Raw genomic sequence first — 24463 nt, 5'->3', positions numbered from 1 at the left:
TGAATTTCCGTGTGTGAGCCGGTCGACAGGGCGGTTTAGATACCCCATGGGGTATATTCGTACTCGAATCCAAGATACCCCCATGGGTATCTGGCTTGTCGGGAGGTGTGGAATGAAGGTTGTGATCGTCGGTGGAGTCGCCGGTGGCATGTCGGCCGCGACGCGTCTGCGGCGGCTGAGTGAAACGGCCGAGATCATCGTCCTCGAACGAGGCGATCACGTGTCGTTCGCGAACTGCGGGCTGCCCTACTACGTCGGCGGTGTGATCCCGAAACGGGAATCGCTCTTGCTGCAGACGCCGGAATCGCTGGCGGCGCGGTTCCGGCTCGATGTGCGGGTGCGCAGCGAAGCGATCACCCTCGACCCGGAAAGCCGGACCGTTGTGGTGCGCGAACTGGATTCCGGTCGGGAGTATCTCGAATCCTTCGACGAACTGGTGCTCAGCACCGGAGCGAGCGCGATCGTGCCGCCGCTGCCGGGTGCGGACCGCGCTCTGGTGCTGCGGGACGTCGCGGATGTGGACCGCATGTCCGCCGCTGTTTCCGAGGTCGGCTCGGCGGTCGTCGTCGGGGCCGGGTTCATCGGGGTGGAAATGGCCGAAAACCTTGTGCGGCGCGGGATTTCGACCACGGTGGTGGAACGCGGCCCGCAGGTGCTCGCGCCTCTGGACACCGAGATGGCCGCGCCCGTCGCCGCCGAACTGCGCGAGCACGGGATCCAGTTGGAGCTGGGCGCCGAGCTGGTGCGCATCGGTGCCGACACCGCGACCCTGGCCGATCGGCGCGTGGTCCCGGCGGATCTGGTGATCATGGCGATCGGCGTGCGCCCCGAGAGCGCCCTCGCTCGTGGAGCCGGTCTCGACATCGGTTCGGCCGGGGGAGTCGTGGTCGACGACCGGCTGCGAACCTCGGCGCCGCACGTGTACGCCGTCGGCGATGTGGTGGAGAAGACCGACGCGTTGTCCGGGGAGCCGATGCCGGTCCCGTTGGCCAATGCCGCGAATCGGCAGGGGCGGTTGGTCGCCGACGTCATCGCCGGGCTCCCGGCCGTGGACCCGCCCGCCTCCGGGACCGCGATCCTGGGCGTCTTCGGTCTCACCGCGGCGATGACCGGATGGAGCGAGAAGCGACTGCGTGCCGCGGGGCGCCGATTCCGCGCGCTGCATTCGCATCCGCTCGCGCACGCCGGTTACTACCCCGGCGCACGGGGGATCTCCCTGAAACTGCTGGTCGACCCGGACACCGATGAGATTCTCGGCGCGCAGGCCGTCGGTGCGGACGGCGTGGACAAACGCATCGATGTGCTGGCCACGGCCATGGCCGGTGGCATCACGGCCTCGCGGCTGATGGATCTGGAACTGGCCTATGCTCCGCAGTTCGGCTCCGCCAAGGATCCGGTGAACATGCTCGGTTATATGGCCGACAATCTGCGTACCGGGGTGCTGCGCACGGCGCAGTGGTCCGAGGTGGATGATGCGATCGTGGCCGGAACCTGTCTGCTCGATGTGCGTTCACCCGAGGAGTACGCCGAGGGCTCGATACCGGGCGCGGTCAACATTCCCCTCGACGAATTGCGCGATCGGGCCGCCGAAATACCTGCCGGCCCGGTGCTGGTCTTCTGCCGGGTCGGCCAGCGCGGCAACAGTGCCACGCGTCTGCTGACCCAGCTCGGCCACGATGCGGTCAATCTCGACGGCGGATATCTGACCTGGTGTGCGGCCACCGCAGCGCCGCACCCCTGACCCCTTCCAGAGACGAGGAAATCGACGCAATGTGCCAACGCATCGTCTGCCGCAAATGCGGCAAACCCGGTTACACCGGCTGTGGCGAGCACGTCGAGCAAGTGCTCGGCGATGTGCCCCCGGCCCAGCGCTGTGCGTGTGCCGCCGATAGCTCGAAACGGGCATGGTGGCCCTTCGGCGGCTGATTCTCACACCTCCGTGCCGGGTCCTGTCGCGATCCCGCCTCAGGACGCGCTGTGTGTGGCCGCGCCCTGTCCGGGATGGTGCCAGGTCGCGATTGCCCAGATCAGGAATGCATCCAGGGCGATGAGCAGGATCGACCACCACGGGTTGTGCGGCAGCCAGAGGAAGTTCGCCACGATCGATGCCGCGGCCAGCACGATCGCCAGGGTTCGTGCCCAGAGCCTGCCGGTGAACAGCGCGAGCGCGGCGAGTACCAGCAGTGCGCCGATGACGATGTGGACCACGCCCCAGCCGGTGGCGTTCCACTGGTAGGTGTACCGGGGGCCGACCACGATGATGTCGTCGTATTCGATCGCCGAGATCCCCTCCAGAATCTGCAGCGCTCCGGCGACGAGCATCAACACCACCGCGGCCATCGTGCCCACGGCCGCGGCGCCCTGCTGCAGGTTCGAGGCGCCGCCCTCGTGGCGGCCTCGCGGGGCGGCGGGCTCGGTTCCGGCATTCGGGTCCACCGGTGGTACCTGCGCGGTGGGTGTTCCCTGGTCCGACATTGTTTTTCTCCCTCGGCTCAGTGCGTTTGCGGGGTGCCGTCGTGCCCCGCATTACGGTGTGGATACGTGGGAAAAACCAGTTCCATAATACTGTGGCAACTACTGGGTAAACCGTGAAATGAATTGTTTCCCATGGTGGCTCGTATTCCCTCGACAGGTTGAGGATATCGATGGCACGGGATGATTACGACGAGGCCGCACCCGATTCACAGTGGGATCGGCGGGTTCGCGGCGAGACCGGACCCGAGCAGCTGGATCGGAATCTGACCGGGCTGCTCCAGGAATTGCGTGTCGTCCAGACCGGTGTTCAGCTACTTACCGGCTTTCTGCTCACGCTGCCGTTCCAGGCGCGATTCGAATCCGTGTCGGTTGCGATGCGGGTGGTGTATCTGGTCGTCGTGGTGGCCTCGATCGCGGCCACGGTTTTCCTGACCGCTCCGGTGGCCGCGCATCGGCTGTTGTTCCGCAGGCATCGGCTCGAGAGTGTGGTCGCCGCCGCCCATTACTACGCGTTGACCGGTCTGTTGTTGCTGGGGGTCGCGCTGACCGGGGTGGCGGTGCTGATCTTCGACACGGTCGTCGGACCGGTCGCCGGGGTGATCGCCGGTGTGGGATTCGCGGCGTTGTTCACCGGTCTGTGGGTGGTGTATCCGTGGTGGCAGCGGCGACATCGGTGAAATCTGTTGCGGCGGTGCGCGTCCGGACTCAACTCGGGACTGCTTGTTCTCGCAGCCTGGTGAGGGTGTGGGTGAGGATGCGGCACACCTGCATCTGGGACAGGCCGATCTGTTCGCCGATCTGCGTCTGGGTCCGGTTCTCGAAGAACCGCAGCCGCAGGACCTCGCGTTCCCGGAACGGTAGATCGGCCAGGAGCGGGGCGACGGTGAGTGCTTCGTCGGTGATCCGGTACCCGGTGTCCTCGCTGCCGAGTTCGTCGGTGATGCGGGTGGTGGCGCGGTCGGCGTCGGTGGGTGAGGTGTCGATCGTGTCGGCGGAATAGGCGTTGGCTGCCAGCAGCGCCTGGGTCATGTCCAGGCGATCGACACCGAGTTCGGTGGACAGTTCCGAATTGGTGGGCATGCGGTGCAGCCGGTGTGCCAGGCGTTCCACGGCAGGCCCGATATCGGCCTGCAATTCCTTGGCGGGGCGTGGCACGCGCACGGCCCAGGTGCGGTCGCGGAAGTGGCGACGCACCTCACCCATGATCGTGGGCACCGCGAAGGATACGAACGTCGCGGCCTTCGCCGGGTCGTAGCGGTCGACGGCGAGGATCAGTCCCAGCGCTGCCACTTGATAGAGGTCTTCGTAGGTTTCCCCGCGTCGGATGTAGCGGCGGGCGATGTGCTCGGCCAGCGGCAGGCACCGGTCGATGATCTCGCCGCGCAGCCGGGCACGTTCGGGATCGTCATCGGGCAGGGCGGCCATTTTCTCCAGCCACGGCTCGATACCGTCGTACGGGTCGTTTCCCCGGTGGGAGCGCGCTGAGCTGGTCGGAAGGTGTGAGGTCATGGTGTACCTCCAGGGCGACGAGGTCGCTTGCGGTTCGGAGCGCTGTTGGTTTGAACGTCACCACATCAGAACGTCGCGGCCTCCAGTATGGCCGAAAGCGCCCGCTACGTCAGCCCGGCTGTGACGGGCGCTACATCGAGCAACGGGTCACCGTGCAGTCGCGCACCCGGTTCGCCCGCCGGTTGCTCACAGCGCACGAGCGGGTGCCGACGGAGTGATGTCGCGCTGTGTTCGCATCGTCGGCCGGGGTATGCGGGTGCCGAGGCCGAATGCGCCGTCGCTATCGTCGATGATGACGAAGGTGCTCAATGGCGAGGCCCCGGGGGCGTGTCGGCGGGTGGTTTCGGGGGCCACCCAGCATGAACTGAAAATCCGAATAGATGGGAATCGACGTGACGAACCGCCCATCTCTGCCACGCAGACTATGGCGCACCGCACCCTGGAGCGCCAACCCGTTGATGCGGGCCTCGGACCGCTGGGAGGCGGGGGCCCGCATCGTCGCGGTCGTGCTGCTGCTCGCCGCCATCCCATTCGCTGTGCACGCGGGAACGGCTCGCTACGATGAAGCTCTCGTGCACGAACGCGCGGTGATCGCCTCGGCGGTCACGGTCGCCGGAACCGTCACCGAACGTCCCACGGTGGTCGGCCAGGACAGTGTCGCCGCCGTCAGGACATGGCAGACACAGGTCGTGTGGACTCGGGCCGGGCACACCCACACGGCCACGATCGACGTCCCCTCGACTGCCAGGCCCGGCGATCGGTTTCCGGTGCGAGTAGGCGGAGACGGCCGTCCGCTGCACGATCTGTCACCGACGGATCTGGCGTTGGGCGACGGCGTGGACCGGGCCATGAAGGTCTTCGGCAGCGTCGCCCTCGTCGTGGGCGCGGTGCTGGCCGTGCTGTACTCACTGCTCGAAATCCGCCGCCGCGCCGATTGGACTCGCGAGTGGCGTGGTCTGAGCCGGGAGGTCAATCGCGGATAGCGGGCTGTGCGTCCCGGCGAACAACCCGGTCCCCGAAGGGTAGGAGGCGGGTATGCACACAGGGATCGATCGGCTCCTGCACTCGGCCACCCGGGTCGCGAAGACCCTGCTGAGTGCGAAGATTCCGTTCGCTGTCGCGCGGGGGTGCGCGGCCCGGCTCGAACACACCGGACTGTTGCGGACCGCCCGCGAATTGCGAGAGCAGGTGGACTGGTCGCGGGTGGCCGAGCGGGCCGGGATGTCGCCGTGTGCGCGAGCGTTCCTGGGCCTGCTCGACGATCTGCACATCGGCCACGGTGGCGATGTCACCACCGACGACCTCTCGCCCCAGTACTCGGCGGCCAACCTTCGCCGAGCCCTCGCGGAGGACCCCCGAACGGCCGAACTCGGTGTCCGGGTGAGCGTTCGGGACAACGCGGTGGTGCTGTGCGGTGAGGTGGCCAGTTCGCGACGATGTCGGCAACTCGAGGACATCGTGCGGGAGCATGCACCGAAACTGCTGGTGCACAACGATATTCGGGTGACGACGCCGGATGTCCCAGCCAGCCATGAACAGCTCGACTGATTCGGGTCGGTATTCGGGTGCATAACTTCGGGAGCGGTCGGGTAGCGCGTGGTTGTGGCAATCGGAGCCACGGGCGCGGTGTTCGTCACCGCGTCGCATTCCGACCTTGAAGGAGGTTCCGTAATGGCAGACCAGAACAATCCCGGTCAGTTCGGGAACCGTTCGGATACCGAGGAACAGGCCCGCCGCGGCGGCCGGGCGAGCAGCGGGAGTTTCGGTCAGCGCAATGGCGCCGACCCGCACGAGGCAGGTCGCAAGGGTGCCCAGGCGCAGCCCGCCGAAGCCAAGTCCAAGGGTGGCAGACACAGCCACGGCGCCCGCTGACAGCCCACCCGGGAAGGGAAGGAGCCGCGGTCATGGGCGCCACACTCGCGCGCACGAGCTGATCGGATCGCACCTGGTGTCCGGTGAGATGACGCCGGGTGCGGAGATCGCGATCCGCACCGATCAAGCGCTGACCCAGGACGCAAGCGGCACAGTGGTGATGCAGGAGTTGGAGGCGCTCGACCTTGATCGGGCAACCGACCCACATGCAACGGTTCGGTGTGCCGGGAAAGACCATGGCGGGCTCGGATTCCCACACGCCCGCCGCCGGTGCACTGGGAATGCTCGCGATCGGTGTGGGCGGATTGGAAGTGGCGCTGGCGATTTCGGGCCACCCGCTCCGGCGGCGGATGCCTCGTGTGTGAGGTGTGCGGCTGGAAGGTGAACTGCCGCAATGGTGTTCGGCCAATGGTGTTCGGCCAAGGACGACGATCGGGGACGACGATATGGCCCGAATCCGTGATCTGTTGTGCCCGTTCCGGATACGACGCATCGATCCGGGTGAAGCTGTGATCGCGGTACCCTTCGCCCGCATCCACTGGCAGAACCTGGCCAACTTCGGTGTCCTGGCACTGCCCGCCCGGGACACACTGGCGGTGCGCAACCTGCCGAAAGGGGCGTTCGTTCCGCGTCGGTCATCGCTGGTCGGCTTGTCAAGTGGGCGATGTGCTGGCCGGTGGGCTGATCCCGCGGCTGGCCCGGTCGCGGTGATCCGGTCCGGCACATCGCCGCCGTAGCAGGTCAGTCGCGGTCCAGGGCGTGCGCGAGCTGAGATTTGTTCATCTTGGAGCGGCCCTGGATCTTGCGCTGTCGTGCTTCGTTGTAGAGCTGGTCGCGGGTGGGCCCCTGTGCGCCCGAGTGGGAGCGCTGTCCGCCGCGGCGTTGTGGCGACATGTCCTGGATCGTGGAGCGGCTTGCGGTGCGCGTCCGGCCGGATTGCGCGCGGTTCTTGTTGACCGTTCGCGCGGCGATCTCCTTCGCCCGCCGGGTGCTCGCGCCCCGGGATTGCTCCGAGTCGCGGATGTGCTCGTACTCGCGTTCCTGCTTGTCGGTCCAGGCTTTGGGCATGACACACCTCCTGTCGTGGCAGGACCCGCGGATCGGGTCCGCCGGGGTACTACCGCCCGCCTACCCGCTCATCGGCGATCGACACATGCCACGACCGATCACACGGCCTGGACCCGCGCTACGTCGGTTGGGGTATCCGACGCTGGTGGAAGCAGGGCGGGTCGGTGCGCCGTGACCAGGCGGGTGGGGCCGGGTCGGGCACCGGCGGTAGCACCGGGCGCGGTTCGGGTTCGGGCCGCGACGGGTACGGGTCCGGGGGCGGCGGGGCCGGGATCGGCGGCTCCGGGGGCGGGTCCGGGACGGGCTGTGGCGGCGCGGGGTCGGGAGTCGGTGGCAACGGGCGAGTCATGGTCGGCGGCTACCCCGCATTCCGCCGCGCAATCATCTCACCAGGTGACGGGGAGTTCGTAGACGCCGTAGACGAATCCGTCGTGCTTGAACCGGATGCGATCGAAATCGACCGCCAGCCGCAGGCCGGGCAGGCGGCGATACAGGGTGCCGTAGACGACCTGTAATTCCATGCGCGCCAACGGTTGTCCGAGGCACTGGTGGACGCCGAAGCCGAAGGCCACGTGCTGCTTGGACTTACGTCGGATGTCGAGACGGTCCGGATCGGTGAACACCGCGGGATCGCGGTTGGCGATCTCGTTGACCAGGATGATTCCTTCGCCCGCGCGGATGACCGTACCGGCGATCTCGATATCCGCCGTCACCGCGCGGCGTCGCCCGGTGTGCGCGATGTTCAAGTAGCGCAACAATTCCTCGGCCGCGTCGGCGACCGTGGCGGGATCGTCGGTGTTGCGCAACAGCGCGAGTTGGTCGGGGTGCTGCAGCAACGCCAGCGTGCCGAGCGCGATCATGTTCGCGGTCGTCTCGTGGCCGGCGATGAGCAGCAGGCGTGCGATGTCGGCGGCCTGTTCGCGGGACAACTCGCCGGTGCGGACCCGCTCGATGGCCAACTCCGACAACAGATCGTCGGCCGGGTCGGCGATCTTCCTACCCATCAGGTCATCGAGGTACTCCTGGAGCCGCAGGGTGGCCGCGGACCGTTCCTCCGGGGGCGTGTCGCGTTTGATCACGATCTTGGTGTTGGTCTGGAAGAAATCGTGGTCCGCGTAGGGCACGCCCAGCAGTCGGCAGATCACCAGCGAGGGCACCGGCAGCGCGAACGCGTCGACCAGGTCGACCGGGTGCGGGCTCGCCGACAGGTCATCGATCAGTTCGTTCACGATCTGCTGTACCGCGGGACGCATCGCCGCCACCCGTTTGATCATGAACGGCGCGGTGACCATGCGCCGCAGGCGCATATGTTCGGGGTCGTCCATGGAGATGAAGCTGAGCCCCCTGCGCGGCCCGGCGGTCGTGTCGAGCCGAGTCTGGTGGGGGTAGCCGGGGCTGTTGATGTCCGCACTGACCCGTGGATCGGCCAGCAGCTGTCGCTGTTCGGCGTGCCGGGTCACCAGCCATGCGGACTCGCCGTTCCACAGCCTGACCTTGCGGAGCGGACCTGCCTGCTGGAAGGTGCGGAGTTCGGGTGGTGGATCGAACGGGGCCGATGCCGCGCGCGGCATCGGGAACATCGACAGTTCCGGCGTGCCGTCCTCGACCGAGTTGATGGTGCTCGTCATGCTTTAGTCTCCCGGATTCTGTTGTCTCCCAGCAATTTTTATTCAATGGAAAATTCGGTGATCGGCGCCGACCAGAGTGCCACGAGCACGTCGATCAAACCTGTCGCCGCGTCCGCCCAACTGCGGCGGGTCGGCGGCACGCCGCGCGCGAGCGATCGTTCGCGTTCGGCGCAAACTTGAAGCAGCAGATGGCTCGCCATCTCCTGACGTTCGAGGCGCACCGGCAACGGCAACGTGGGCAGGCACCGGTTCAAGCCTTCGACGGTCTGCTGGAACGACGGTGCGCTGAACGCCTCGTCGGTCATGATCTCCCGATACGTCGGGTCGGTCATCGCCTGTACGGCGAAGCGGGCGTACCAGGTAGGATTACCCAGTGCCGCAAGGTGTTCGGTGTACGGGCGGACCAGGCACGCCACCCAGTCGCGCAGTTCGGTGGAGTCCGCGGCAGCGGCGAGCAGGTCCGATCGGATCTGCTCGATCGCCGTGGTGTGCTTGCGCACGATCGCCCGCAGCAGGTCGGCCTTACTGCCGAAGTGGTAGCCCACGGCCGCGTTGTTCCCTTGTCGCGCAGCCTCACTGACCCGGCGGCTCGATACCGCCGCCACTCCCTGCTCGGCGAGCAGCCGCTCGGCGGCGGTGAGGATCGACTCCCGCGTCCTGTCGGCTCGTGTCGTCCGCGCCTCGATACCCGGCATCGGATTCCTCCAGGTTGTCCCTACAACCAGTAAACGTGTCGGGCTCGTTCTAAGTCAAACGTTTGACGTAAATCTGCTGCCGGGTCATCGAGGTGCACGGGGGATTACGGTGTGGTGCGCAGTGCCACGGTGACGTCGTCGGCGACGGCGGTGGGCAGGTAGTCCTCGCTGTCGCGCAGGTAGGCGAGCAATTCCGGGCTGCGGTTGGAGTTGTCCACGACGAGCAGTGCGCCGGGGGACAGGTTCGGTTCCACGAGCTTCACGACATCCAGGTACATCTCCTTCGCCCCGTCCAGGAAAAGGATGTCGACCTGATCGGGCAGATCGCCGGCGAGGGTCTCGAGCGCGTCGCCCTCGCGAATCTCCACCAGGTCCACCAGGCCAGCCTCGGCCAGGGACGCCCGAGCGGCGGCGGCCTTGGTCGGCTCGTATTCGGTGCCGATCACCCGGCCGCCGCCGTTGTCGCGCAGCCCGGCGGCCAGGCAGAGTGTGGACACCCCGAACGAGGTGCCGAATTCCACGATCGTGCGGGCTCGGCGGGTGCGGGTCAGGATGTACAGCAGCCGACTGGTGTCGGGACGCACCGCCATGTACAGATCTTTTGCGGCGGCGAAGAATTCGCGGGAGTTGGTGGTCTGCGGCCGCTGCTCGGGCGGCACGGCGGCGAGGCGTTCCTGATGCTCGCGATGGCTGCGTTCGGCGTTCGTGTACAGCCGTGCGAGTACGTCGGCGGCGGGGGAACTCGTGAGGGTATTGCTCATATCGGGATCCTTGTCATCCGTGGGAAGGTGCGGCGCCACCGACCAAGGTAGGGAGTCCCGGTGCTGCTCGCCACCTGCTCGACGGTGGTCCGGATTCGTCACGGGGTGGTGCGTCGAGGTGTGCTCGTCGCGTGCGGCCGGGGTCGCTGGTGAGCGGGGGCGTCGGGCGCTGGGGCGGAAGTGTTGTTCCAGGGCATCCAGATCTGTTGGGCTGCTAAGTAATTCGAGTGCAGATGATCTGTCTTCGGGGTCTGCGTGCGATTCGGTGTTGCGCTATCCTGCGTCGGTCGGCAGGGCGTTCGCAGCCGAACGATGTGGGCGCGTAGGAGGGTGATGATGGCGGACGAACAGGGCTGGGCAGGTCGGGTCGTGGTGGTTACCGGGGCCAACAGCGGTATCGGGCGGGCGGTGGCTGCGGATCTGGCGGGCCGGGGCGCGACGACGATTCTCGCCTGCCGCAACCCGGTCAAGGCGCGCGATGCGGTGACCGAACTGCGGCGGCTCAGCGGTAACGATTCGGTGCGGTCGGTGGAACTCGACCTGGCCGATCTGCGCAGCGTCGAGCGGTGTGCGGGTGAGCTGATCGCGAGTACGGACGGCATCGATGTGCTGGTCAACAACGCCGGTGGTGCGGTGCCCGAACGCAGGCTCACCGCGCAGGGAGTGGAGGAGACCTTCGCGTCCAACTACCTCGGGCACTACGCGCTGACTCGCTTGCTGCTGGCTCACCTGCGGCGCGATCCGCCGGCCCGGGTGGTGAACGTCAGCTCCAACGGGCACAAGTACACCAAGGGAATCCGTTGGGAGGACCCGACTTTCGAGCACGGGTACAGCGGCCTGCCCGCCTACGCGAACGCCAAACTCGCGCAGATCCTGTTCACTCGCGAACTCGCGCACCGCTTCGGCGAATCCGGGCTGCACGCCTCCGCGGTGCATCCCGGCTTCGTCGCGTCGAACTTCTACCACAACAGTCATATGGGCGGCGTGATGAGCATCCTCACGATTCCGATCGCACGGATTTTCGGCAGGTCGCCCGAACAGGGCGCGGAGACGGTGATCCAGGTTGCCACCAGCGGCGACGTCGTATCGACCAATGGCGGCTACTGGGCGAACGGCAAGCCCGCCACCGCATCCGCGGCCGCGACCGACGACGAGTCGGCCCGGCGGCTCTGGGAACTCAGTGAGCGCATGGTCGCAGACGGGGGAATCACGATGCCCACCAATTGAGTTCGACATCAGACGCCAGGTGACCCCGCGCTCACGTCATGCGCTCGTACACCCCCTCGTCGGCGAAGTCCTCGAAGTCCATATTGGCCAGGTCCAGGTTCGTGCTGATCTCGATCGCGGCGTCGGGGAACAGGCGGAACTGGGTGATGAACTCCTCGTCATCGTCCTCGAAGGGCCGGCCGTCCCACTCGGTCGTCACGGCCAGCAGGGGGTGTCCGGGCTCGCGCATGGTGACCTCGTCGGCGATGAATATCGCTCCCGGCGTAGCCGGTTGGGGTAGTGCTTCGCACACCTCGTGCAGCACCTGTTCGGCGGGGGCTCCGGCCAATCGGGGATCGGTGATCGGGTGCGGGTCCACCGGATCGTTGTCCATCCACGGCGAGCGCATCTGCTCGATCACGCGATTCCAGGCATCGTCGTCGGTGAAGTCGGTGCGGATCACCAACGGGGTCATACTCTCCCATCCGTCGATCACCAACAGCGGCGCGGCGCTCGTGGACTCGGGCTCGGGCTTCGGGGACAGGACGCCGCCGAGCAGCTCGCCGCCCAATTCGGCTGCGTCAGGGACGATTCCGGCCGTGCGGAACAGCAGCGTGCGCAGGTCCAGATCGTGCACGAGCTCCGTCAGTGCGGTGGCGACCTCCGGCGTCCGGATTCCCTTGCGGCGATGCGGGAATTCCCTAAGTTCGGTGACGAGTTCACCGTCCTGATGGACGCTGAACGCCGCGAAACCGCAGTCCTCGTCCTGCTGTCGCACGGTTGCCACCCACGGCGCCAGTGCCGTCACCGGCAGATCCGGATCGTCGGCCAGCAGCAGAACGTGCGAGTCCACCGCGAGGGCCGCCACGATGGTTCCGCCGTCCGGATACGTTGCGTCCCTGTGCCGTTGGAGATCGGTCCAGGTTCCCGTCACCGGGGTGACACCGAGCTGCCCGAGGATCTCCTGTGGTGCGGTGTCCCGTGCCACCGCTATGCAGTGACCGTCGCCGATCAGCGCGCTGAACCAGGCTGTCAGGGCCGCCTCCTGCGCCAGCCCCGGCGCCCGGACCGGGCCCGGTCGCTGCGAGCGAGGGCACGAGGTCCACACGAGGTTCCCCGTGTCGTCGCGCAGCTCGGCCGCGCCGCGTTCGACCACGAGCTCGGTGCCGGGCCCGGAAATCTGGTGCAGCACAGTGCCGTTCAGATCGCGCAGGTACAGGAACCCGTCGTCGTCGAGGATCAGGACGTTCTCGGTGCCGGGGAACTCGTCCCAGTGCGAGGTGCGTCCGTGCACGATGATCCGTGCCACGCGACCGTCGTGAAACAGTACGGTCGACCCGTCGTCGCTGGTCAGTGACTGGCCGTACAGGCTCTCGCCGCGGCGCAACGTCGATCCCCGGGGCGCCGGGCGGGGTGCGTAGCCCGCGGGTACGTCCGGAATTCCCGAACTCCACACCACCGCACCGTCCGCATCGATCAGGGCCAGCTCACCGCTGTCGCGCAGCTCCAGCCGCTGTACCCCCAGCCACGCCGTGCCGGTGCTCCACACGTGGTTGCCGTGGTGGTCCCAGGCCACCAGGTCGCCGTCGGGCCCCAGGCACAGCAAGCTCGACGACGGTGAATCGCTGATCCACACCCGATCGCGAGTGTGGTTGTCCCGCACCGCGAACGACGGTTCATACGGTGAGTGCAGTGCGGTGAATCGCCCCGACGGGGAGGTCAGTGACTGCATCGACAGGCCGCCCCCCAACGGCAGCCACGAGTCTCCCTGCTGCCATTGCGACGACTCGCCCGGCCGGATCTCGGGTGCGGCGTCCGCCCGAGCGGGAGTTGACGGTGACGAGTCCAGCTGAGCCGGTGTCGCCGGGGCCGAGTGCAGCTGAGCGGGTGTCGACGGTGCTGAGCCGTGCGTTGTCGGCAGGCTCTCCTGCACCTGCATCGGTGTGTGCTCCTGCTCCGATCGCTGGGAGAGCGGCTGCAGCACCCGTGTGGCGAAGGGGGTTGCCGCGCGGCTGAGCGTGGATCCCGTCGCATCGCCCGCCAGTGCTGCTGTCGCGTTGTTCAGCGTGGATGCCGCCGTGCCGCCGGATTTCGCTGCCGCCGACCCGCCGAGCAGCGTCGCAGCAGATGCCGCCGACGACGCTCGCGCCCTGGCGGTGCCGCGGTAGGGGGCAGGGATGTGCCCGGTGGGGTGCCGAAAGCCCACGAAACCGTCGTCGACCAGGAATCGCACGGTCTCCAACTGGAGGTGTGGTGAGCCGTGATTGCCGGTGATGTCCAGGCGATAGTGCGTGCAGGACCACGGCTCGGCGATCCGGTAGGTCCTGGAGTGGTGCCGCTCGGGGAACGATTGGCCGGAGCGGGTATCGAGGATGCGCCAGCGCCGCCCGTCCGCCGAACCGCGCAGCGTCCACGCCGACGGGTCGCGGTCGGGTGCGTCGTTGGCGGAGGTGAGCATGTAGTGATCGACCGCGATCGGCTCGGACAGCTGGAACTCGAGGGTCGCCCGGCGCTGCCCGGCGAACCATTTGTCGGTCGAGTCGCGAAGGAGATTCGCGGCCACCTCGTCGGCGTCACGATGTTCGGCACTGGCCCGAACGCCCGAGACGAGGTCGCCGACATCCCGCGACAACAGCACGATCGAACAAGCGTGACCCGATCCGCTCGACCACTCCACCGAGCCCGGCTCGGCCGCGCTGCCGTCGTCGATCAGGATCCGTAACCGCCCGGCCGCGTCTGCATTGTCGAGATCCGTTGTCTCGGTGTCGAACTCGTACCCACGCGCGGCAAAGGTAGCCGGTGCGGGCCGGTCGTCGAGTTCGCCCCGCAACTCCTGCACCTCGCCGCCGTCCTGTCGATGCCCGTAGCAGCTCGCCATGTCCGGCGTGAAACCCAGCGCGGAGCGGGCCCCGTCCCGAGTGACCCAGGACAGCCGTGCGGGCACCGCGCGATCGTCGTCGCCCACCCACACCAGCAGCCGTGCCGCGGGCTCCCATCGCGTGGACCCCCGGGCACGCCGCCACATCCGAAATGCGAACGCGGACACCTCATCCGACACCGACCCCACCGATCCTCCTCATCACATCCGGACGCCGAAACGAAGTCCACGGCGGCACGACGACATACCCATGGCTCGGCGAAAGCTGTTGCCGCAAGCCCGATCTCGGCGACCGAACACGATGCTCGTGCGCGGGCCGATATCCGTGTGCGGGACCGAGCATAGGCCCGAGCACCGACACATTCCCGCCGAGTGGCATTCGCCCCGGTCAGCGCCCTGTCCCGGAATCGGATCTGCGATCATGTGCACACGAAGGACGGTCCGGTTCGGCCGCGGTGAATTCGCCTCCGCCCCTGCCGATCCACGACGCCGAGAGAATCGAGTGGATATGACCTGGACGAGACCGGTGGTCACCATCGGTGGTGAGCGTCGATTGCTGGAGGGGGTACTCGATCGCAATCGGGCCGAATTGGCGAACACGCTGCGCGGGCTGTCCGAGGCGGATGCCCGTCGTCGGCTGGTCGCGTCGGTGACCACGCCGATCGGACTGGTCAAACATGCGGCGGTCGCCCAGCGGATCTGGTTTCAGCACATTCTGGCCGGAATCCCCAAGCCGGACTGCGACGGCGGCACGACGTCGGGGGATGCGAGTTTCGTCGTCGGCGAGGACGAGACCGTGGCCGACGTGATCGCGGAATTCGAGCGGGTCAACGAGCGTTCGCGCGCGATCGCCGCCGAATTCGAGCTCGACGAGATCCGGACGCACCCCGGCCTCGGCGAGGTCAACCTGCGGTTCATCTACCTGTTCGTGATCGAGGACCTCGCGCGACACTGCGGCCACGCCGACATCCTGCGCGAGCAGATCGAACACCCGCGATAGTCACCAGCGCGCGAGCTGTTCGGGGTAGTTCCGAGTTCCGGGTAGAGCCTGCGCATGGCAGTCCGGGCAGGTTTCGCGACCGCCGTCACTGGTGACCCAGCCGCGTCCGCGGCACAGGTGGCCTCCAGACGACTGTTATTCGTGTGTCACGGCCGCGAGCCCGCAACCGGAGGGGTGTGGGGCGTTGCGACCGGTGTCGAGTGGCGTGAGTTCAACTCCGCGACAGTGGAGGATATAAAGGGCACCTAATATGGCTCTGGTGTCGATTTTGATCGATCTACCCTCGATGACGCACTGATATAGTGCAATGAATTGGCCGTGAGACTTCGCGCGGCAATATGTCGGCAGGATGTCGAAGGGAGCCGGTCAGTGGTGGACGAGGGGTTGCCCGCGAGCCCGGACGGGCCGCTGGCCGGTCGGCGGATCATCGTGTCGGGAGCCGCGACCGGGATCGGTGCGGCGGCGGTGGCGTGTTTCACCGAAGCCGGAGCGCGGGTCGTCGGCTTGTTCCACCACACGCGTCCGTCCGACGAGCTGGAGCGCTCGTGCGCGTGGGTGCAGTGCGACGCCCGGGATCGCGGTTCGGTCGAGGACGCCTTCGATGCGGCCGTGCAGATCCTCGGCGGGCTCGACGTGCTGCTGCATGCGGCGGGGGTGTGGCGGCCCAGTACACCGGAAACGCTCACCGAGGACGAGCTGACGCTCGTCCTGGACGCGAACCTGCGCACGACCGTCCTGACGAATCAAGCCGCATTCGCGCGTATGCGGGGCGGCGGCGGTCAGATCGTGAATCTCGGTTCGGGCGAGGCGATCCGGGGCAATCCGATGGCTCCGCACTACGCGGCGGCGAAGGCGGGTGTGCAGGCGTGGACCCGATCGGCGGCCACCGCCTGGGGTCCGCACGGTGTGACGGTCAACGCGCTTGCGCCCGCGATGGCGACCCCGGGTGCGGAACGGCTGTGGGAGCACCTGGGCCCGGACGCCGCGACTGCGTTCCGGGACCGCCTGCGGCAGACCATGCCGCTGCGCGGCGAACTCGGTGATCCGCGTGCGGATCTCGGGCCGGTGATGGTCTTCCTGGCCGGTTCCGGCGCGCGTTTCATGACCGGGCAGCTGCTGGCGGTCAACGGAGGGTTGCAGTTGCTGGGCGCGTGAGCGCGCCCGTGCTGGAGGAGGCCCGATGGCCGAGCTGGGGATCGAGAAGGCGAGCGTATTCAACCTGCCGCCGGTCGAATTCGTGGAACTGGCCGCACGACTCGGATGTCGGCACATCTCGGCCGGACTGGCGTCGTTCCCGTACGGGCAGCGCTACTACCCGGAGTATTCGCTGCGCGAGGATCGTGCGCTGCGGCGGCGGATGATCGATGCGATGGACGCGGCAGGGGTGTCGATATCGCTGGCGGAGGGATTCGTCGTGCGGCCGGGGGTGGATGCCGTCCGGTACGACAAGGATCTGGACATCGTCTGCGAGCTGGGCGCGCCCCGCATCAATGTCGTGAGCATGGACGACGATCTGGTGCGCAGCTTCGACCAGTTCGCCGCGCTGCACGCGATGGCCGCCCGGCGAGATCTGGAAACGACACTCGAATTCGCGCCGTGCCTGGCCGTGTGTGATCTGCCCATCGCGCTGGCCGCGATCGAGCACGTCGATGACCCTCGGTTCCGGTTGCTCGTGGACACCATGCATCTGGTCCGCTCCGGGGCGGGCCCGAAGGACCTCGCGGCCCTGGACCCCGCCCTGATCGGCTACGTCCAGGTGTCCGACGCGCTGTGGACGCCCCGGATCGAGGACTACTTCGAAGAGGCGATGTGCGAGCGGATGGTGCCCGGCGAAGGGGAGCTGGGTCTGTCGGAGGTCTTGGCGGCGTTGCCCGCAGACCGGGTGTTCGGACTCGAGGTCCCCCTGCGTAGTCGGATGACGGCCGGGATGGGACCGGAGGAACGACTCGCGCCGTGTGTGCGAGCAGCGCGGAGCCTCCTCGCGAATCTGCCTGCCTGACACCGTCGTCGACGAGATCCGTTCCGGCACAGCCCTTTCGCGCTGCCTCTTGCGCCGAAACCCAGTTTGCGCGAATAATGATACGCATGAGATGCCATTTACTGAACCTGGTGTGACGCGTACCGACGGCAACAGAGGAAGGACGCTCCCTGTGGGCTCAGCTATAGAAAAACTGACGCGACTCGTCGATGCCGAGGACCGGTTCGACCACTCGCACGCCGATCTGCGCGAGACGCAGATCGAGGCGATCGACGAGCGGTTCCAGGACCGCAAGGACCGGATCAGGCTCCTCGGCCACCGGGCCGCCGAAGCCGGTGTCACCGCGGTCGACGCCTTCGAAGATGTTGTGCCGCTATTGTTTCCGCACACCGCCTACAAGAGCTATCCGGAGAGCTTCCTGATCGATGAGCGGTGGGACCGGCTGGGTAAATGGCTCGGCACCATCTCCCCGTATCCGATCGCGCCGATCGAGACCTCCGATATCGGCGACATCGATGAGTGGATCGCGCGCTTGCAGGCCGCGGGTCACTACGTCTCCTGCTCCAGCGGCACCACCGGCAAATCCGCGATGCTGCTGGCCTCCGAGCGCGATATGGCGTGGTCCCGCAAGGACACCGTCAATGTCTTCTCCTGGGGTTCGGGCGTGCAGCCGGGCCGGGACCGCCGGATGATGGGCGTCGCGCCGACTGCCGCGGTGCCGAAGAATCTGATCAGCGGCGAGGCCCAGGAAGCGGCGTTCGGTGATCCGGACAAGAAGCGGTTCCGGCTGCCGATCTCGCCGCTGACCGTCGGCGCGCTCACCATGATGGTGGTGCTGCGCAAGAAGATGGCCGACGGCACCGCCACGCCCGCCGAGTTGGTGGCGTTCGAACGCACCTCGAAGGAGCGTCAGGAGTCGCTGGACAACGCGCTGGTCGCGGCCGCCGAGGCGTTCATCGAATACCGCGCGGACAAGCTCTACATCGGCGGGATGTGGAACGCGCTGTACCAGGTCGCCAAGCTGGTGCGCGAACGTGGTTATGCGGCAGCGGATTTCCATCCGGACAACTGCATCTACGTCGGCGGCGGTCTCAAACGTGCTCAGCTGCCGCCGGACTACCAGCAGTTCGTGCACGAGACGTTCAACATCCCGCACAACCGGGACTTCCAGAACTACTCGATGCAGGAGCTCAACTCCGGAATGCCCAAGTGCCAGAAGGGCGATCGGTACCACGTGCCGCCGTGGGTGGTGCCGATCATCCTGGACGAGTCCGGTGATGCCCTGGTGCCGCACGCCTCCGGCGAGGTCGAGGGCCGGGCCGGATTCTTCGATCTGTCCCTGGACGGACGCTGGGGCGGAGTCATCACCGGGGACAAGATCTCGCTGGATTTCGATCAATGTGCCTGTGGGGCAAAGGGTCCGTCGGTGCGCAACAATATCGTCCGCTACGCGGACATCGCCGGTGACGACAAGATCGGTTGCGCCGGAACCGTCGATGCCTATGTGCGAGGACTGTCGTGACCACTGCCGATATTCGCGAAACCGCTTCCGAGCCCGTTGTTTCCGCACCGTTCTTCCTGCGCGGCGAGCTGGTCGAGGGCGGTGCTGCGCGGCATCGTTCGCGCGATCTGGGCGTCACCTTCGCCACCCCGGCCATCGATCTGAACAAGGTTGTGCACCCGCGCACCGAGGTGCCGCCGCTGCTGAACGTGCCGCTGGCGGAGATCATCGATTTCCTGGTCGCGACCGGTGATCGCCTGCGCGACCCGAACAATCCGTTCGTGCAGGACTGCATCGACCGGATGACCTCGACCCATGTACTGCCGCGCTCGGTGCTACAGGCGCAGGTCACCGGCGCCGCCTACTATCTGGACAAGCGGCTGCTGGAAACCGTTGTGGAGCAGAACTTCCCCGATCCGCGGGCGCTGGACGAGTGGATTCCGAAGCGGGATTTCACCGGCCGCAAGAGTTTCGTGCGGGCCTTCGCCCCGCGGCTGGTGCACGTGCTGCCCGGCAATTCGCCCGGCACCGCGGTGAAGTCGATCGCGCAGGGGGCGCTGGTCAAGGCGGTCAACCTGTTCAAGATGTCCTCCAGTGACCCGTTCACCACCGTCGCGATCCTGCGCACGATGGCCGATATCGATCCGGATCACGCTGTGGTGCAATCGATGTCGGCGGCCTACTGGCGCGGCGGGGACGATACCGTGGAGCGGGCGCTGTACCGTCCGCAGTACTTCGACAAGATCGTGGCGTGGGGCGGCGGCGACGCCATCGACAACGTGATCAAGTACCTGGGCCCCGGTTTCCAGCTGGTGTCCTTCGACCCGAAGACCTCGATCTCGATGGTGGGGCGAGAGGCGTTCGAGTCCGAGGAGTCGCTGGACATCGCCGCCGAACTCGCCGCCTCCGACGTCATGGTGCTCAACCAAGAGGCCTGTGTGGCAAGCCGTTTCGTATTCGTCGAGGCGGGCGCGGACGAGGTGGACCGGTTCGGGCAGCGGCTGCACGCGCGCATCGTGGCCAAGGCCGCGGCCTCCGGCGACGCCCGTCCGCTGGACGGCGAACTGCGGGATCAGGTCGACATGCTCACCATGCTGGACGAGTTCCGGGTGTTCGGCAAGACCGACGGCACCGGTCTGGTGATCCGTTCGGACGAACCGGTCGACTTCCATCCGATCAACAAGATCTCCAACGTGGTTCGGGTCGACTCGCTCGACGATGCGATGCGGTACGTCGACGTGGCCACGCAGACGGTCGGGTTCTACCCGTTCGACCGCATGTCCGACTACCGCGACCGGCTGGCCAGCGGCGGTGCGCAACGCATCGTCCACCTGGGCGAAGCGGGCCCCAGCACCATCGGCAACCCGCACGACGCGATGTATCCGCTACATCGGTTCGTGCACTGGATGGCGCACGAGGACGGAGTCGAGGAGCGGTAGATCACGTTGCGGGACGGGCGAGCGGTTCGCTCGTCCCGCAACCGAACTTCGGGGAGCTGACCGGCCTTCACGTCTGCTCGAAGTGCTGCTTGTTTCGTTCGGTGAACGCTTCGACGGTGAGCGGATCGATGCCGGTTATCTTGCGGACGGTGTCGTCGGTGCCCGAGAAGATGCCGTTGCGGTAGTCGACCGCGACGTTCACCAGGTGCTGCACCAGATGGGGATGCATGCCCCGCTGTTCGAGTTCGGCTCGGAATTCGTCGAGTTCGATTGGCACGTAGGTGATTTCGCGACCCACGGTGCGGCTCATGGCGGCGGCGATCCGGTGGTGGTCGAGTTCGACGGGGCCGTAGAGGGGATAGGTCTTCCCGGCGTGGGGTTCGGGGTCGGTGAGGATGGCCGCGATGACGCGCCCCTGATCCTCGGCCGCGATGGGGGCGTGGTGGGCGTCGGCGAACGGCAGGCGCAGTTGTGCGGTCTTCGGGTCGTAGAAGGTGGTGAGCCATTCGGCGAAGAAGGTGGGCCGGATGTGCGTCACCGCACCGCTGAAGTGGTCGAGGATGCGTTCGGCGAGCCAGTGCTGGCGGGCGGCATTGCTGACGGCATCGCGTCGGGCGGAGATCTGGGACATGTTGACGATGGCGTGCAGGTCGTTCTCCTCGGCGGCCTGCAACAGGGTGGCGGTGGCCTCGAGCAGGCCCGGCGCGATCGGGTAGGTGAGGTAGGCCGCGTCCATGCCTGCGGCGGCCGCGCTGACGGCATCGATGTCGAGCAGATCGGCGACCACGATCTCGGCGCCGGCGTCGGCGAGCCGGTCGGCCCGGGTGTCGGCGCGGTGTACCAGGGCACGAACGTGCTGTCCCTGGTCCAGGAGTGTGGTCGCGGCGTACGCGCCGGTCTTGCCGGTGGCGCCGGTGATGAGGATGTGGCCGGTCATGACGGAGTCCCTTCCGAGAGTGGATGACTGAGCAACCGACTCGTGTAACGCCGGGAGATAGGGGCATATGCCCGTTGTTATCAGGGGCACATGCCCGTACTTTGGGCATGCGGCTGGGATACGCGACGTTGACCTGGTACGCGAGGACCGGATCCGCAGCGGATCCGCGACGGACCGGAGGTGTGCAGATGGTGGATCCGCGAGCTTCGGTGACGCGCGAGTGCTATGCCACGGCGCTGCGCAAGGCATCGCGCCGGTTGACCTCGCTCTACGACGAGGTGCTGGCCCCGGCGGGGTTGCGTTCGACGCAGTACGCCATCCTCGCCGAACTCGCCGACGGCGAGCCGGTCACGATCAACGAACTGGCGCGGACTCTCGTACTCGACCGCTCGGGTCTGGGGCACTCGTTGCGCCCGTTGCAGCGCGACGGTCTGGTGCGGTTGGACAAGGACGCCGCGGATCGGCGCAGCGTCAACGTCACGCTCACCGAGGAGGGGCGGCGGCAGTTCGAGCGAGCACTCGAGCTGTGGCGCTCCGCCCAGGACCGCGTCGTCGCGGTGCTGGGCTCACCGGGTGCCGATCGGCTTCGTGACGAATTGACCGAACTGGCAACGGACGATCGACTGACCGCGGAACCGTAGCGGCGCAAGGTGATTCGCCTCGCCGCCCGGACGAGGCGGACCTGCGCACCTCGAGTGATCGAGGTGCGCAGGCACTGCGGACTCAGAGCTTGGAGAGCTCGTCCACCAGATCGTCCAGGCCCAGGGACCCCTGGGAGAGGGCGGCCATGTGCCAGGCTTTGAGGTCGAAGTCCTCGCCGTGTCGGGTGCGGGCGTTGTTCCGGCCGGTGAGCCAGGCGCGTTCGCCGAGTTTGTAGCCGATCGCCTGGCCCGGCATGGTCAGGTAGCGGGTCAGTTCGCTTTCCACGAAGTCGGCCGGGCGGCTGCTGTGTGCGCCGAAGAATTCCTGGGCCAGATCGGGGGTCCAGCGTTCGCCCGGGTGGAAGGGGGAGTCCGCGGGGATCGGCAGTTCCAGGTGCATGCCGATGTCCACGATGACCCGGGCGGCGCGCATCATCTGGGCGTCGAGATAGCCCAGTCGCTGTTCGGCGTCGGTGAGGTAGCCGAGTTCGTCCATCAGTCGTTCGGCGTACAGCGCCCAGCCTTCGAGGTTCGCGCTGACGCCGCCGATGGTGGCCTGGTAGCGGGACAGGTTCTCGGCGACGTGCACCCACTGCCCGAGCTGCAGATGATGTCCCGGGACGCCCTCGTGATACCAGGTCGAGACGAGGTCGTAGACCGGGAAACGGGTCTGCCCCATGGTCGGCAGCCAGGTGCGGCCCGGCCGGGAGAAGTCCTCCGAGGGCTGGGTGTAGTAGGGCGCCGCGGCTCCGCCGGGAGGCGCGATGCACGACTCGACCTTCCGCACTCGTTCGGCGAGGTCGAAGTGCGTGCCGTCGAGCTCGTCGATGGCCTGATCCATCAAACCTTGGAGCCAGGTGCGGACCTCGTCCACGCCCTCGATGTGCTTACCGTGTTCGTCCAGGTATGCCAGTGCGACCCACGGGGTTTCGGCGCCGGGCAGGATCTTCTCCGCCTCGCGCTTCATCTCGTCGAGCAGGCGATGGAATTCGGACCAGCCGTACGCATACGCCTCGTCCAGGTCGAGGTCCGCGCCGTTGAAGAAGCGCGCCCAGCGCGCATAGCGTTCGCGGCCCACGGTGTTCGGCGCGCCCTCGATCGCCGGTGCGTACACATCGCGCATCCAGTCGCGCAGCTCGACGACGGCGGCGGTCGCGGTGCGGGCCGCGGCGTCCAGGTCCGCGCGCAGCGATTCCGGGCCCGCCGAGGCGAAGTCCTCGAACCAGCCGCGGCCGGTGCCGTCCGGATCCGACCACTCGGTGAGCTGCTGAACGAAGGTGGCGGTCGGGCGCGGTGCCGCGAACAGGTTGCGCTCCAAGCCGAGTGCGAGGGATTCGCGATAGCCCGCGAACGCGTCGGGTACGGCACGCAGCCGTTCGGCGATGGCGACCCAGTCCTGGTCGGTCTCGGTCGGCGTCACGGTGAACACCTCGCGCACCGAATGTGCGGGCGTGGCCATATTGCCCACCTGCCGCAGGCCCTCTCCGGCCTCGTACACGGCCAACTCCGCGGTCAGCCGCTCCCGCAGCAGACGACCGCACCGGCGTTCGATGTCACTGTCGGCGCCGGGCGCTCGCTCGGCTTCGTCGAGCCGGGCCAGCGTCCGCCGCGCCAGGTCGGCGAGCTTTTCCTGACCCGCGGGCGACAGATCGGGCAGTCTGCTCGAACTCTCCTGTACGCCAAGGTAAGTGCCGGTCACCGGATCGAGGACGATGAGCTCGTCGACATGGGCGTCGGCGACCTCTCGGGGCAGTGGATTCGTGGTTTGCGACATCCGTCCATCCTCGTCCTCGCGACCGGATGTGGCGACGTCCGTGACGGTTCAGATCCTGATATGGCGATCGGTCGGTGTCAGAGCTACGGCCGAGGCGACGGCAGCGACGAGTGCCGCTGCCATTACACCGATCTCGGCGTTTTCGAGCATTGCCGGATTCGTTGTGGCGCAACGATGTTACGTCAACGATCATGTCAACGGTGCATAGGCCGTCATATAATGAGTCGTTGTTTAACAGCACGATGAACAAGAGCGCATAATGGGACTGGCGGCACGTACGTGAACCCTCGCGGCGCGCGACAGTGGCGCGGCGGCTCGATCCGAACATGTCCACCACGCCGCTGATGGTGGCCATCCTCGTGACGGTCATCCTCGCCAGTGCGGTGGTCGGAATGTACGGCTGCCACGTGATCCTGCGGATCCGGAAGTGGTTCGCGCTGACGTTCACCGCACTGACCGTCGTCTACATGGCGCTGACGATGCCGAATATCTCGTTCGAGACCCATGGTCGAGCCGGCGTGGGCGCGTTCGCGGGCGGAGTCCTGCTGATCGCCAGCCTGCTCGGCCTGAGCTGGGTCAACACCGCGGCCGACTACACCCGATACCTGCCACGCGAATCCGGCAAGCGTGCACTGGTCGGCTGGACCACCTTCGGAGGCACCGCACCCGCCGTCGTGTCGATGGGATTCGGAACACTGCTCGCCTCCGGTGACCCGAAGATCGCGGCCATGGCCGAAACCGATCCGATCGCCGCACTGTCGACCCATCTGCCGACCTGGTTTCTCGTGCCGTACCTGATCCTGGCACTGGTCGGCTTCGTGTCCGGCTCCATCATCGGCCTGTACTCCTCTCCCGACCCGCAGATCGGCCCGCTGCTCGGCTATCTGTTCACCCCGACGGCTCGCGCCGGAAGTCTGGGCAACAGCGACCTCGGGATTCTCGTCGCCTTGGTCATCGCCACACCGGGCTATGGGGTCCTGCACCGAGTTCGGCCGCCCGCCCAACCGAATCCGGTCGGACACAACGACAATCAGCCCGGAGTGGTCGACGCCCGGGTCCGGAGCTGACCAGATCACGTGTTCCCGCAGGGCGGCGGTGCGG

The 24463-nt window shown here is 67.1% G+C and carries 23 protein-coding genes and 1 pseudogene; 15 read left to right on the top strand and 9 right to left on the bottom strand.

The window, feature by feature from the left end; all coding sequences use genetic code 11:
* Window positions 1–112: 112 nt before the first annotated feature.
* Both ON40_RS45105 and ON40_RS56605 read left to right on the top strand, forming a co-directional pair.
* Window positions 113–1741, top strand: coding sequence for an FAD-dependent oxidoreductase (locus ON40_RS45105; protein WP_040831969.1), 1629 nt, complete (start codon window positions 113–115; stop codon window positions 1739–1741).
* A gap of 29 nt (window positions 1742–1770) precedes the next feature.
* A complete protein-coding gene (locus ON40_RS56605; RefSeq protein ID WP_505790240.1) occupies window positions 1771–1926 on the top strand; it encodes a DUF8730 family Cys-rich protein in 156 nt (51 codons plus the stop codon).
* Between the two features lie 39 nt (window positions 1927–1965).
* Here the strand turns inward: ON40_RS56605 and ON40_RS45100 are convergent, their stop codons facing one another.
* Window positions 1966–2475 (bottom strand): DUF7144 family membrane protein, encoded by a 510-nt coding sequence (locus ON40_RS45100; protein ID WP_306305418.1) that lies wholly within the window; start codon window positions 2473–2475, stop codon window positions 1966–1968.
* Window positions 2476–2645: 170 nt separating this feature from the next.
* On the opposite strand from ON40_RS45100, the gene ON40_RS45095 reads away from it, so the two are divergent.
* On the top strand, window positions 2646–3152 hold the full coding sequence (locus ON40_RS45095; protein WP_040831968.1) for a DUF6328 family protein: 507 nt from the start codon (window positions 2646–2648) through the stop codon (window positions 3150–3152).
* Between the two features lie 28 nt (window positions 3153–3180).
* Here the strand turns inward: ON40_RS45095 and ON40_RS45090 are convergent, their stop codons facing one another.
* The gene (locus tag ON40_RS45090) at window positions 3181–3984 is read right to left on the bottom strand and encodes a SigB/SigF/SigG family RNA polymerase sigma factor (RefSeq protein WP_040831966.1); all 804 of its coding nucleotides are present in this window, start codon (window positions 3982–3984) and stop codon (window positions 3181–3183) included.
* A 380-nt stretch (window positions 3985–4364) separates the two neighbouring features.
* Here ON40_RS45090 and ON40_RS45085 point away from each other — a divergent pair, with 380 nt between their 5' ends.
* The 4 genes and pseudogenes from ON40_RS45085 to ON40_RS50975 all read left to right on the top strand — a co-directional run.
* Window positions 4365–4967, top strand: a complete 603-nt coding sequence (locus tag ON40_RS45085; protein ID WP_169542019.1) for an Rv1733c family protein — start codon at window positions 4365–4367, stop codon at window positions 4965–4967.
* Window positions 4968–5019: 52 nt separating this feature from the next.
* On the top strand, window positions 5020–5532 hold the full coding sequence (locus tag ON40_RS55335; protein ID WP_245568277.1) for a BON domain-containing protein: 513 nt from the start codon (window positions 5020–5022) through the stop codon (window positions 5530–5532).
* 123 nt (window positions 5533–5655) lie between these two features.
* Window positions 5656–5856 carry a hypothetical protein gene (locus ON40_RS45075; RefSeq protein ID WP_040831963.1) on the top strand — a complete coding sequence of 67 codons (201 nt, stop codon included), beginning with the start codon at window positions 5656–5658 and terminating at the stop codon, window positions 5854–5856.
* Window positions 5857–5944: 88 nt separating this feature from the next.
* Window positions 5945–6218, top strand: a pseudogene (locus ON40_RS50975) (aconitase family protein); the annotation flags it as partial.
* 379 nt (window positions 6219–6597) lie between these two features.
* Here the strand turns inward: ON40_RS50975 and ON40_RS45065 are convergent.
* The 4 genes from ON40_RS45065 to ON40_RS45050 form a co-directional block, all read right to left on the bottom strand.
* Complete coding sequence (locus tag ON40_RS45065) at window positions 6598–6924, bottom strand: hypothetical protein (RefSeq protein ID WP_040831960.1); 327 nt, start codon at window positions 6922–6924, stop codon at window positions 6598–6600.
* A gap of 386 nt (window positions 6925–7310) precedes the next feature.
* Entirely contained in the window at window positions 7311–8552 is a 1242-nt protein-coding gene (locus ON40_RS45060; RefSeq protein WP_040831958.1) for a cytochrome P450, read from the bottom strand.
* Window positions 8553–8590: 38 nt separating this feature from the next.
* Window positions 8591–9247 carry a TetR/AcrR family transcriptional regulator gene (locus ON40_RS45055; protein ID WP_040831957.1) on the bottom strand — a complete coding sequence of 219 codons (657 nt, stop codon included), beginning with the start codon at window positions 9245–9247 and terminating at the stop codon, window positions 8591–8593.
* Window positions 9248–9351: 104 nt separating this feature from the next.
* The gene (locus ON40_RS45050; RefSeq protein WP_040831955.1) at window positions 9352–10008 is read right to left on the bottom strand and encodes an O-methyltransferase; all 657 of its coding nucleotides are present in this window, start codon (window positions 10006–10008) and stop codon (window positions 9352–9354) included.
* A 336-nt stretch (window positions 10009–10344) separates the two neighbouring features.
* Between ON40_RS45050 and ON40_RS45045 the strand changes: the two genes are divergently transcribed.
* Window positions 10345–11235, top strand: a complete 891-nt coding sequence (locus tag ON40_RS45045; RefSeq protein WP_157186823.1) for an SDR family oxidoreductase — start codon at window positions 10345–10347, stop codon at window positions 11233–11235.
* A 31-nt stretch (window positions 11236–11266) separates the two neighbouring features.
* On the opposite strand, the gene ON40_RS49035 is transcribed toward ON40_RS45045, so the two are convergent.
* Window positions 11267–14281, bottom strand: coding sequence for a DUF6924 domain-containing protein (locus ON40_RS49035; protein WP_051194568.1), 3015 nt, complete (start codon window positions 14279–14281; stop codon window positions 11267–11269).
* A gap of 319 nt (window positions 14282–14600) precedes the next feature.
* Here ON40_RS49035 and ON40_RS45035 point away from each other — a divergent pair, with 319 nt between their 5' ends.
* The 5 genes from ON40_RS45035 to ON40_RS45015 all read left to right on the top strand — a co-directional run bounded on the left by ON40_RS45035 (window position 14601) and on the right by ON40_RS45015 (window position 20010).
* Window positions 14601–15092 carry a DinB family protein gene (locus tag ON40_RS45035; RefSeq protein ID WP_040831952.1) on the top strand — a complete coding sequence of 164 codons (492 nt, stop codon included), beginning with the start codon at window positions 14601–14603 and terminating at the stop codon, window positions 15090–15092.
* 372 nt (window positions 15093–15464) lie between these two features.
* Window positions 15465–16247: an SDR family NAD(P)-dependent oxidoreductase gene (locus ON40_RS45030; RefSeq protein WP_245568276.1), complete on the top strand. Its 783-nt coding sequence runs from the start codon at window positions 15465–15467 to the stop codon at window positions 16245–16247.
* 25 nt (window positions 16248–16272) lie between these two features.
* Window positions 16273–17091 (top strand): sugar phosphate isomerase/epimerase family protein, encoded by an 819-nt coding sequence (locus ON40_RS45025; protein ID WP_040831950.1) that lies wholly within the window; start codon window positions 16273–16275, stop codon window positions 17089–17091.
* Between the two features lie 151 nt (window positions 17092–17242).
* Window positions 17243–18592 (top strand): hypothetical protein, encoded by a 1350-nt coding sequence (locus ON40_RS45020; RefSeq protein WP_040831949.1) that lies wholly within the window; start codon window positions 17243–17245, stop codon window positions 18590–18592.
* On the top strand, window positions 18589–20010 hold the full coding sequence (locus tag ON40_RS45015) for an acyl-CoA reductase (RefSeq protein ID WP_040831948.1): 1422 nt from the start codon (window positions 18589–18591) through the stop codon (window positions 20008–20010). Before ON40_RS45020 ends, ON40_RS45015 begins: the two co-directional genes overlap by 4 nt.
* A gap of 67 nt (window positions 20011–20077) precedes the next feature.
* Here the strand turns inward: ON40_RS45015 and ON40_RS45010 are convergent, their stop codons facing one another.
* Entirely contained in the window at window positions 20078–20947 is an 870-nt protein-coding gene (locus tag ON40_RS45010) for an NmrA family NAD(P)-binding protein (protein WP_040831946.1), read from the bottom strand.
* A gap of 188 nt (window positions 20948–21135) precedes the next feature.
* On the opposite strand from ON40_RS45010, the gene ON40_RS45005 reads away from it, so the two are divergent.
* Window positions 21136–21588, top strand: a complete 453-nt coding sequence (locus ON40_RS45005; protein WP_040832116.1) for a MarR family winged helix-turn-helix transcriptional regulator — start codon at window positions 21136–21138, stop codon at window positions 21586–21588.
* 82 nt (window positions 21589–21670) lie between these two features.
* On the opposite strand, the gene ON40_RS45000 is transcribed toward ON40_RS45005, so the two are convergent.
* Window positions 21671–23362, bottom strand: a complete 1692-nt coding sequence (locus ON40_RS45000; RefSeq protein WP_040831945.1) for a DUF885 domain-containing protein — start codon at window positions 23360–23362, stop codon at window positions 21671–21673.
* A gap of 326 nt (window positions 23363–23688) precedes the next feature.
* Between ON40_RS45000 and ON40_RS49030 the strand changes: the two genes are divergently transcribed.
* Window positions 23689–24429, top strand: a complete 741-nt coding sequence (locus ON40_RS49030; protein ID WP_051194567.1) for a cytosine permease — start codon at window positions 23689–23691, stop codon at window positions 24427–24429.
* Window positions 24430–24463 lie beyond the last annotated feature (34 nt).

The organism is Nocardia jiangxiensis NBRC 101359 (assembly GCF_000308615.1).
Lineage (GTDB): Bacteria > Actinomycetota > Actinomycetes > Mycobacteriales > Mycobacteriaceae > Nocardia > Nocardia jiangxiensis.
Note: the sequence above shows the minus strand (reverse complement) of the source record. Positions and strands in the feature narration are given on the sequence as shown.